Below are 10,307 nucleotides of genomic sequence, written 5' to 3'. Positions count from 1 at the left end.
TGATCTGCCTGGGCACAAGCTGATCGAGAAACCCCTACGCACCCCGCCCATTCAACCGCACATATCCTATGGAAGTCCCACACTCGCTGCGGTTCTTTTTCAGGGCATGAAACCAGACTCCTTTAGTCTGCAGGGCAATCGGATAACTCGCAAAAGGCACGGCCTCCACGTACTTTTTATCCAGCCTAATCGTGTGTTCCATTCTCTGCTCAGGCATGAAATTTCTCCCCTGCGACCTTAATGAGGTATTTCCCATACTAGTTTTTCTACAGCTTCTGAGTCTGTTCCAGCACGGTCTCAATGGTCAATCAGCCCTTACGCCAGGCAATTTCCTCTGGCGAGTTAATTTTAGCCCCTGACGGTACCCTGGTCTGCACAAACAGGTTGACTCCCAGTATACTCGCGCGCGTCCCGGTCTCCAGCCAGCCGAGGCCACAGCGAATGAGCAGCACACCCAGTGTACCTTCCCACGAATACGCGTGGCTTTTCCTGGATTTCAGGGAGCTGAGAGCGCCGCGATGCACTATCATCATGCTCAGCTTAATTTAGCTCCTGGACGACTGAAAAGGCTTCAACGTCGTGTGGGAACTCCGTTGGCCCGATGGCATGGACTACCCGCGTTGGCACGCGCCGCATGTGTTCAAACAGAACCGGGACGACACCTATTGATAACGGTAGAAATTGAAGTTGCTTTGAGTTTAAGGTGGCACGCTGGAATACGTCCAGCACGAGACCTGACTCAATCTCACGACTTAGATTTATACCTTTATCAATAGAGATTCAGACAGCGATATCACTGTCTGAATTGCCAGCGGACGTTCGATGAACTGATGGGCACCTTCTTCGCTGGTCACCACCAGCCCCTGCGGCAGTGAGTGGCGTTCCTATTGATAACGGTTTAAATTGAAGTCGCCGCCATGAGGCGCTGCGGCAACTTGATGTACCGAATCCTCTGCCAGCCCGCACGCAGCCGTGTCGTCAGTTCCTTTGTCGTCCTGGCGCAGAAATTCCCCAAGATATTCCGCTTCACGTAGGCCCAGACCTTCTCAATCGGATTGAACTCCGGTGAATACGGTGGCAGGTACACCAGTGAGAGCCGATCCTGCGTCTCCACGAAGGCCGAGACGGCCTTCGCCCGGTGAATCGCGGCATTGTCCAACACCACCACCAGTTCAACCGTCACGTGCTTCAGAAGGTGGTTCAGAAACGCCAGCACATCACCCGTCTTGACCGCTCCTGTCTGGGTCCGCTGGAGAAATTGCCCGTTCGACGTGATGGCCCCAATCGTCGAGAGCTTCTGCCAACTGGCCGGAAGACGCACCACGGGCGTCTTCCCCCGTTTTGCCCATGTCCGTCGGAGCACGCCCTTCAGACTGAAGCCCACTTCATCGAGGTAGATGAGCGTGGCGCCCTGCGCGACCTTTTTTTTCGACACCCGGGCGCGTGGTCTGCACCCAGGTTCGTACGGCCTCCTCGTTCTGTTCCAGCGCCCCTTTCCCGGGTTTCTGGGGCGAGAATCCCAAGCGATGGAGCACCTTGCGAACATGGTCGACGTGGTACCACACGTGCAGGTGCCGCCCGATCAGTTCGCGGACGCGAGCGGTTGTCCAGGTGGCGTCGGGAAAGCCGTGTGCCAGGGCACCCTCCTGCAGGAGGGTGCTGATCTTCTGCTGCCCCTCCGGGGTCAGGCGGGCGGGCCGACCCGTCGTGGGGGTGGCCTCCAGGCCACCCTGGCGTTTGAGCCGCTCTTTCCAGGTGTAGACGGTGTGGATCGAGACGCCGAAGTGATCCGCGATCTGCTGGTTGGTGTGTCCACCGGCCTGCATCATGTTCAGTGCGGCGAGTCGCCGTTCTTCGAGCTGGGCGCGGGTGTACTTGGAGGGGTGCCACGGTGCCATGTCCTAGCCAGTCTAGCAACCTAAATTTCTACCGTTATCAATAGTCAGAGCAGGAGCAGGCCAACGCCAACGCTTGACCGCTGGTAACTGCTCAGCACGATAAACACGGCAAAAAACGCTTGTTCCCGTTTTGTATGAGCATAATATTTACTGCAAATCTGCCTTGGACGAACCAATTCGCCCATATCGGCAATTTCAGTCATTTGAAAGCAGCTTCTTAGCAATTTATAGGACTGAATTCAGATTCTGAGCAATTTACCCTGCTGAGCAGTTACGACCGCTGCTTGTATCCCATACGGATTCCGCTAAATTCCGCCACAGTCGGAACAGCGCCGTCTGAGGTTTCATACCGCGAAACCCGTCCGTTTTTCCTACTCGCATCCACTTGGATTGATTCGGCGCAGTTCCGAATCAATCGGAATCCGGATTACTCGTTCCCAATGCGGTTTAGGTCCGTGTCGGTCAGGGTGTAACTGCGCAGCGCGTCGGCCTGCACGCGCGCCTCGCGGTCCGCCTCGACCCAGTCCGTTTCCGGCAGTTGCCGGGCGCGTTCGGCCGTCTGAATGGCGTGCAGTTCGCTCAGTGCGCGGTCCAGGTCGTCGTTCACGATCACGTACCGGAACTCGTGCGCCTCTCGGATCTCCTCGCGGGCGCGGGCCAGCCGTTTCTCGATGCGGTCCGGCGTTTCGGTTGCGCGACCCTCCAGCCGGCGGCGCAGTTCGCTGAGGCTGGGCGGCATGATGAAGATCAAGATGGCCTCCTCACCCATGCGGGCCTTGACCTGCATGGCCCCCTCCACCTCGATTTCCAGGATCACGTCCTGCCCACGGCTCAGGGCCGCCTCGATGGGTTCGATGGGTGTGCCGTAGCGGTTCCCGACGAACGCCGCGTGCTCCAGGAACCCGTCGGCCTGCGCCTTGGCCTCGAACACGTCCGGAGTGACGAATACGTAGTCCACGCCGTCCCGCTCGCCCGGGCGGGCCTTCCGGGTCGTCCACGAAGTGCTGTAGAACACGTCCTGCCCGGCCAGCCAGCGTTCACGCAGCGTGCCCTTGCCCACGCCGGACGCGCCGGTGATAACCAGAAGAAGGCCCCGGCGGGGCGACACGGAAAGAGGGGTGTCCTGCAACGTCATCCGCCCACGATACGCGACCCGCCCAGGAATGGTACGGATTGCTCTCTCAACCACACAGGGCCGTCTGTTGTTCCGACTCGAATCCGCTCGGACCCAATCGGAACTGCACCGAATCAACCGCCGTGCGTATAGGAACAGGCGGCCCACCTGGAGCCGCCTGAATTCAAGGCCGAGTTAAAAAAGGCCGGGTTTAAAAGGTGTTGTCTATCATTCAACCGGGGTCTGTATTACTTCTTCTTGCCCTTGGTTGCCTTGGCGCGGCCCTTGCCGAGCGCCTGCCCTTTCTCGTAGCTGGCCTGCATCTTGCGGCGCGTTTCGGCAACCATGTCATCAAAGTTGATCAGGCCGGACTCGATGGCTTCCACGCTGGGCTTGATGGTGCCGCCCTTGCGCGCGGCGGCCAGTTCACGGTTAACACCCTCAAACCACTGGGTGAATTCCGGGGTTTCATCGAACAGCATCTCGCGGGTGTCGCGGTTGTACGTTTCGGTACTGCCACGGCGGCTGAACTGTTTGGGCAACGTGAACCGCTCGGGAAGGTACGCGCCATTAAATTGACCCTGGCGGACCGCTTCCTGGAACATCTTCACAAAGCTGTCGCTCCGCTGGGGGTTGCTGAGTTCCATCACCTGTTCACTGAGTTTCTTGTAAGCCATAGTGCTCTCAGTATGACCTGTGCAGGTAATAAAAGTAAAGCGCCCGCTCATTTTCTCATGTCAAGCGGGTCGTCGAATACAGGTTAACCAGCAACGAGAAAGCCGTATTTTGATGCCCAGTCACGCAAGAACATGGATTCCATTCGTCTTACACACACCCCTGTCGTTACTGCTCCGGCTCACCTTCAGAGGCAGTATTGTCCAGTTCTCAGGCCCTTGAAGAGTGTACAAGTGGCGTGCACTCAGGGAACCCATAGCTTTCCAGCTAAGAACCGAGTTCTCGCGCATCCTGGGCCACGTGCCCAGAGTGAACGCCCACAGGAATAAATCTGGAACTGACTCACTGAAATGTTTCGCAAAAATCATGTGAACCGAGCGGACTCAGAGAGCGGCGCCTAGCGAGTGACAGCGTAGTCCCTCGCCCTTACAGGCCGTGGACGCACCTGGGCTCTGGCCCGTGCGCCAATCGGCCTTCAGCCTAGCCGTTCGTTCGGCCAGCCCTGTCTGTTCTATCGGCCACGGCCAGGCCGTTCTGTCAGCGGCGCCGTGTGGGCCACGCTCCGGTACTCCATAGTGCCAGCGCGATCAGCACCGGCTGAAAGAACAACCGCGTCAGGCGCTTCTCATCCGTGTCCAGCCCGAATGCACTCTGGTGCGTCAGGTACTGCGACACGTTCCCGGGAAAGATCGCCACGAAGAACGCTGCCAGCACCCACCCCACCGTCCGCCGCTGCCGGGGCAGGGCCAGGAGCGCCGCCCCGAATCCGATCTCCACCACGCCGGACGCCAGGACCACGAAATCCTTGTCGAGCGGCAACCACGTCGGCACCTGGGCCTGAAAATCCCGGCGCAGGAACGTCAGGTGCCCCACTCCCGCGAACATCATGAACGACCCCAGCAGCACGCGCGCCAGCGTCTGGGGCAGGGTGGTCGGAGGATGAGCGGTGCGGGTCATGCGCAGATGGTAGGCGGCAGGCCGCACAGGCGCGTGTGCCACAGCCACCACAGCCTTAACCAAAGGCGCGGTCCCTGGCTGGCAAGGTCATTCCTCGGCACTGGCGGGCAGTTGCCAGTCGATGGGGGTGCGACCGGCCTCCTGAAGCGCGGCGTTCGTGCGGCTGAAGGGCCGGGTGCCCAGGAAGTTGGCGACGCTCAGGGGGCTGGGGTGCGCGGATTCCAGGATGACGTGTTGCGGCGCAGTGATCAGTTTCCTCTTCTTGCGGGCGTACGCGCCCCACAGGATGAACACCACCCGCCCCGGCTGATCGTTCACGGCGCGGATCACGGCGTCCGTGAAGTGCTCCCAGCCCTGCCCGGCGTGCGTGTTGGGTTGGCCCTCGCGGACGGTCAGCACAGCGTTCAGCAGCAGCACACCCTGCGCGGCCCAGGTGGTCAGCGAGCCGTGACGGGGCGGCGCGAAGCCGGGAAGGTCCGTCACGAGTTCCTGGTAGATGTTGCGCAGGCTGGGCGGCACCGGTACGCCGGGGCGCACGCTGAAGCTCAGGCCGTGCGCCTGCCCGGGGCGGTGGTAGGGGTCCTGGCCCAGAATCAGGACTTTCACGTCTTCCAGCGGCGTCAGGCGCAGGGCGTTGAACACGTCGGCGGCCGGCGGGTAGATGGTCTGCTCGCGGCGTTCCCGCACCAGGTAATCCTTGAGTTCATGAAAGTACGGCGCGGCGAATTCGCCTTCCAGGGCGCGCTGCCAGGATTCGGGCAGTCCGGCGGGCACGATGGCTTTCGGGGTGGCGGCGGGGGTCGGCTCGGAGCGGGTCGGGTCGGAGGGGGTGTGGGCGTGGCCGAAGAGGTCGGGCTGGTCGCTCATGATGTTCCTTTTTACGGCGCGGGGGCGCGGCGTGGGTGGGGACCTGTCCGGGAGTCCCTTGGCTTTCCGTTCGGCCCGCAACTCGGCTTTCTTGCGGCTGCCGTGTTTCGCGTAGATGCGGCGGGCTTCGGCCTCGAAATTGGGGCTGGTGCGGGCGGCCTGGATGCGGGCGCGGGCGGCGCGTCCGGCCTCGTGCTCGTGAACGATGGGCGGCGGGTACTTCAGGCGGCCCGCGCCGCTCCACTCCCAGGGCGCGTGAATGAAATCGCCCGGTACGTCCGCCAGTTCCGGCAGCCAGTGGCGAATGAACACCCCCTCCGGGTCCTGCTCGCGGGCCTGCCGGGTCGGGGAGTAGATGCGCACGCGGTTGATGCCGACCGTGCTGCTCTGCATCTGCATCTGCGACCAGTGGATGCCGGGTTCGTTATCCAGCCACTCCCGGGCCAGGAACAGCCCGGGCTGACGCCAGTGCAGCCACAGGTGCTGCGTGGCGAAACTGACGAGTAGGGCCCGCATACGGAAGTTCAGCCAGCCGGTTTCACGCAGCATCCGCATGCAGGCGTCAATCAGGGGGTAGCCGGTCTGCGCGTGTTGCCAGCGGTCATAGAAGTCCTGGTTCCAGTCGTGTTCGCGCAGGCCTTCCAGGGCGCGGTTCAGGGTGCGCAATTCCATGTCCGGCTGGCTTTCGAGTCGCTGCATGAAGTGGCAGTGCCAGTGCAGCCGCGACTCGTACGAGCGCAGTGACCGCACCCAGCGCGGGTCGGCGCCGGGCTCGGCCCGCACCTGCGCGAGGCGCACTCGGGTGGCCTGTACGACCTCGCGCAGCGACACGGTGCCTAAGGCCAGCGGCGCGCTCAGGCGTGAGCAGCTGTTCTCGGCGCTCAGGGGGCTGCTCATCTCGCGCATGTAGTTCACGCCGCGCGCTGTCAGGAACGAGCGCAGGGTGGCGTGCGCCCCGGCTTCACCGCCGCGCGGGATGACTTTCGTGCTGGCGGGCACGCCCAGTTCCGTGTGGCTGCGCAGGCCGCCGGGGTCGGCGTTCACGCCCGTCAGGGCGTCCGGGACCGGGACTGCCGGGGCGCTCAGGCGTTCCTCCCAGGTGGCGGCCCAGCCGTCGCGGTTCACCATTCGGCGAATCACGCCATTCTGCGGTAGTTCGTTCATGGGCAGTCCACGCGCCCGCGCCCAGGCGCGCACGCGGTGGTCGCGCGCGAAACTCACGCCGTTGCCGGTTTCCTCGTGCGCCCACACGGCCCGCACGTCATGGGCGGCGCGCAGCTCTTCGAGGACCGTCACTGCCTCCCCGAGCCGCACGATCAGCGGGGCGCCCAGGGCACGCAGGCTGACGTCCAGTTCGCGCAGGCAGTCGTTCAGGTACGTCAGGTGGTGCCCGGCGAATTCCTCGTGTGTCAGCTGTTCGGGTTCGTAGATGAACACCGGCAGGACCGGACCGCGCCGGGCCGCCTCGCGCAGCGGCGCGTGATCCCGCACGCGCAGGTCCTTTTTGAACCACACCAGTTGTGTTCCGCCGGGCATTCCCTGACTGTCGCTCAGCGTGGCGGGCGCAACGGTAGGCGCGCGCCCCAACTTCAGGGGATATGAACGCCGCGCGGCGCAGGAAAGACCCGCGGCGCTCAGGGAACGGGAACGCTTCGCGGCGCTCAGGGAACGCGAACGCGGGCCACCCATGAGGAGGTGGCCCGCGTGTGAGGGAGAGGTTACTGGATGTTCGCGCGGAAGCAGATGGTGACGCTCTGCGTGGGGGTCAGCACGAAGCTCCCACCCTGCACGAGCACCTTACCGTCCTTCAGCTGCCCGGCATCGGTGTCGGCGGCGGCGGTGTAGAACACCTCGCCGCTCACGGCCGTCAGGCGGATGTCCTTACCCGCGCCGAAGCCGTTCAGGGCGAAGCCCGTGTTGGCGGGGACGGCGTCGCTGAAGCTGATGTTGGTGGCGTTCAGGCCGCCGACGTTGGTGGTGGTGATGCAGTACTCCAGAATGTCGCCGGGGTTGCCTTCAGCGGCCGTGCCGACAGCACCGCCGCGCGTGACGTTTTGCACGGTCTTGACGACGGTCAGTTTCGCGGGCTGGTAGACGGGCGTGACCACTTCGTTGCTGGGCACGCCGGTGCTGGGGCCGTCCGTGAAGTCCACGCGGGCCACGTTGCGCACCTGCGCCGGGTCAAGGGTGAAGGGGCTGAGCACGGTGACGCGGAAGGCCACGACCGACTCGTTGTCCATCACGGCGGGCGTGGTGTCGATCTTCAGGACCTGCGTGGCGCAGGCCGCTCCGTCCTGGCTGCAGATCCCCACCGGCTGCGCAAACGGGTACGCCGCACCGCTCAGGCTGGTGACGCTCTGACCGGTGGTCGTGGTGGTAAAGCCGTTCACGCGGGCGCTGTCCGGTACGTACGCAGTGCCGGCAGGCAGGGCGTCGCGGAAGGTCACGCCCCCGGCAGGCAAGGTGCCGCTGTTGCGGACGACCACACGGTATTCCAGCGTGTCACCGGGCTGCACCTTGTCGCCCACGGAACCGGCGACCTTCATCACGCTCTTGACGGCGCTGAGGCTGGGGGCCAGCACCGGGTAGGTGCAGCTGGCCAGGTCGGTCGAACCCAGGCTGCTGCTGCCCACGGGGGTGTAGGTGACGTTCACGAGATCGATCTTCACGAGGCGGCCCAGGTTGTCGCGGGCGTAGATACCGCTGGGGCTGGCCGCGATCCCGTTGAACTGCGAGCCGGTGCTGGGGTTACTCAGGCGGCCCAGGTACTCGGCCTGCAGGGTGCTGGGCAAGATCAGCCACAGGTCGATGGTGCTCGACCCGGTCGCGCTGCTGACCATGTACAGTTTGCCGGTGCTGTCGGCGAAGAAGTCACCGTTGTCGTTGAAGTTCGGGGCATTCAGGGTGGTGCTGGTCAGCTGGCCGAGCGCCGTGACCTGGTAGGGGCTACTCGTCTGGAAGCTCCAGAGGTTCCGGTCGGAATCCATGGCGTAGCCGACGCCGCTCCTGGTGATGGTCATGCGAACCAGTCGGCCGTTCACACCGCTGAACACACCCCCGGAGAACCAGGTGTTCTGCACAGTGTCGTAGAAGCGCAGGCGGCCGGAGTCGTCGGCCACGAAGAATTTCTTGGCGTCGGGCGTGACCGCCAGCGTGGCCGAGGTCGCGTAGTTTGGCAGGGTGGCGATCACGGGTCCCAGGGTGTTGTTGCTCTCGTTAAGCACGCGGATGGTGACGCCGTCCGTGCTGTTGCCGCCCTCGTTCAGGGCCAGCGCGTAGATGGTCGAACAGACCGGGGAAGGCGTGGGGGTTGGCACGGTGACGGTGGTGGTGTACACCGCGCACTGCCCACCGGTGGCTGCGCAGCCCGCCGGGTCGGGAATGGGGTCGGGGTCCCCGCCGCCGCCCACGCTGGCGCGGTTGGTGATGCTGGCAGACGCGCCGACGTTCACACTGAAGGTCAGGGCGGCACTGGCACCAGGGTTCAATACGCCGGTACCCGTGCAGGTGACGGTCTGTCCGCTGGTGGTGCAGTTCCAGCCGGTGGCGGGCGAGAAGCTGGGGGTGGTGGGCGTAATCCCGGCCGGCAGCAGATCCCTGACGGTGACCGCGCCGCTGGTGGGGACGGGGCCGTCGTTCCTGACGGTCAGGGTATACGTGGCGCCGGCCTGCCCGCCTGTCCAGGGGCCGTTGCCGGTCTTGGTGATGATCAGGGAGGGCAAAGCCGGCGGGGACGACGTGCAGATGTAGGCTGTGTCGGTGTTGTTGGCGGGGTTGGTGTCGGTCACGCCGCTGGGCGCCGTAATGGTTGCCGTGTTTCTCAGTTGTGCGTCCACGCCGGTGACGCGGCCGCTGTACGTGATCTTCAGTTCGCTGTTCGCGGGGAACTTCGGAATACTGAAGTTCGGGAAGCCGGCGCCGGTGCTGGCGGGGCACTGCGCCCCACCGCTGACGACCTCGCACTTCCAGGTCAGGGCCTCAAAGCCGGGTTCGGACACGTCGGTCAGGGTCGCGCCGTCCGCGGCCACGCCGCCCGCGTTCTGGTTGATGACCTGTAGCGCGTACTCGACCGTGTCACCCACGTAGAACTTACCGGAGGTGAGGGTGCGCGAGGGGGTCAGGACAGACTTGAACACCTGCAGGTCTGTCTGGTGCAGCGTCGGAGCGGTGCAGGTCAACTTGAGGTCATCGAGTTTCAGGATGTTCGCGTCACCACTGACGCCGTCTATCAGGGTGTAGATGCTGAGCGTGACCTGCGAACCGCTGCTCACGAACCCTGGCACCGTCTGCAGGGTGTAGTCGGTGGTCAGGGTGCTGCCGTCCGTGGTTTGCAGAACCCGGCCGCTGGCAGTGTCGGTGAACACGTAGCGCAGTCTCGACGGGGTGTTCTGGTGGGTGCGGCCGTAGTTCCGGTAGTTGAGCGTGCCACCGGCCGGGACGTTGATGACGTTCCGGTACAGCAGACCGGGAAGGCTCGCGTAGTCAGCGACGTTCAGGTACAGCGCGTACCCGTAATTGCCGGTGTGATCGATGTCGTTCCAGAAGGTGTACGTACCCTTGTACGACGTGACGGTGTTCACGCCACTCACGTACGTGTGGTTCTGAATGTCAGCCAGTGGGGCGTTGGTATTGAAAGACTGCACCCACGGAGACGAGGGCGTGCAGGTGTCGGTCGTCCCGGTCGCCCCGGCGGTACTTCCGGCGCCGATCAGGGCGCAGGTGGCGGCGGCAGCGGCCGTGACGGTGGTCGCGGCGCGTTTCAGCAGGTTCAGCAGGGCAGGCATGCGGTATCCCAT

Annotated in this window: 7 protein-coding genes; all 7 read right to left on the bottom strand. The window is 63.8% G+C overall.

The annotated features are described in order from the left end of the window. Positions 1-898 precede the first annotated feature (898 nt). Positions 899-1,898 (bottom strand): IS630 family transposase gene (locus QZ271_RS07600; protein ID WP_291430130.1). Its coding sequence is split into 2 segments (ribosomal slippage): positions 899-1,426 and positions 1,428-1,898, totalling 999 coding nucleotides; the frame shifts between segments, so codons are not numbered across the junction. Positions 1,899-1,942: 44 nt separating this feature from the next. After that, entirely contained in the window at positions 1,943-2,101 is a 159-nt protein-coding gene (locus QZ271_RS07595) for a hypothetical protein (protein ID WP_291430129.1), read from the bottom strand. Between the two features lie 224 nt (positions 2,102-2,325). Further along, a complete protein-coding gene (gmk, locus tag QZ271_RS07590) occupies positions 2,326-3,033 on the bottom strand; it encodes a guanylate kinase (RefSeq protein ID WP_291430127.1) in 708 nt (235 codons plus the stop codon). A gap of 227 nt (positions 3,034-3,260) precedes the next feature. After that, positions 3,261-3,689: a hypothetical protein gene (locus QZ271_RS07585; protein ID WP_291430125.1), complete on the bottom strand. Its 429-nt coding sequence runs from the start codon at positions 3,687-3,689 to the stop codon at positions 3,261-3,263. A gap of 535 nt (positions 3,690-4,224) precedes the next feature. Next, positions 4,225-4,644: a DoxX family membrane protein gene (locus QZ271_RS07580; RefSeq protein WP_291430123.1), complete on the bottom strand. Its 420-nt coding sequence runs from the start codon at positions 4,642-4,644 to the stop codon at positions 4,225-4,227. Positions 4,645-4,731: 87 nt separating this feature from the next. After that, a complete protein-coding gene (gene ung, locus QZ271_RS07575; RefSeq protein ID WP_291430121.1) occupies positions 4,732-7,098 on the bottom strand; it encodes a uracil-DNA glycosylase in 2,367 nt (788 codons plus the stop codon). 131 nt (positions 7,099-7,229) lie between these two features. Next, complete coding sequence (locus QZ271_RS07570) at positions 7,230-10,295, bottom strand: hypothetical protein (RefSeq protein ID WP_291430119.1); 3,066 nt, start codon at positions 10,293-10,295, stop codon at positions 7,230-7,232. Positions 10,296-10,307: the final 12 nt, after the last annotated feature.

This window comes from Deinococcus sp., from assembly GCF_018260555.1.
Lineage (GTDB): Bacteria > Deinococcota > Deinococci > Deinococcales > Deinococcaceae > Deinococcus.
Note: the sequence above shows the minus strand (reverse complement) of the source record. Positions and strands in the feature narration are given on the sequence as shown.

Coding starts and splice junctions, on each gene's coding strand:
- QZ271_RS07585 (WP_291430125.1), bottom strand. CDS start 3,689: ATGGCTTACAAGAAACTCAGTGAACAGGTGATGGAACTCAGCAACCCC.
- gmk (WP_291430127.1), bottom strand. CDS start 3,033: ATGACGTTGCAGGACACCCCTCTTTCCGTGTCGCCCCGCCGGGGCCTT.
- QZ271_RS07570 (WP_291430119.1), bottom strand. CDS start 10,295: ATGCCTGCCCTGCTGAACCTGCTGAAACGCGCCGCGACCACCGTCACG.
- QZ271_RS07580 (WP_291430123.1), bottom strand. CDS start 4,644: ATGACCCGCACCGCTCATCCTCCGACCACCCTGCCCCAGACGCTGGCG.
- QZ271_RS07595 (WP_291430129.1), bottom strand. CDS start 2,101: ATGACTGAAATTGCCGATATGGGCGAATTGGTTCGTCCAAGGCAGATT.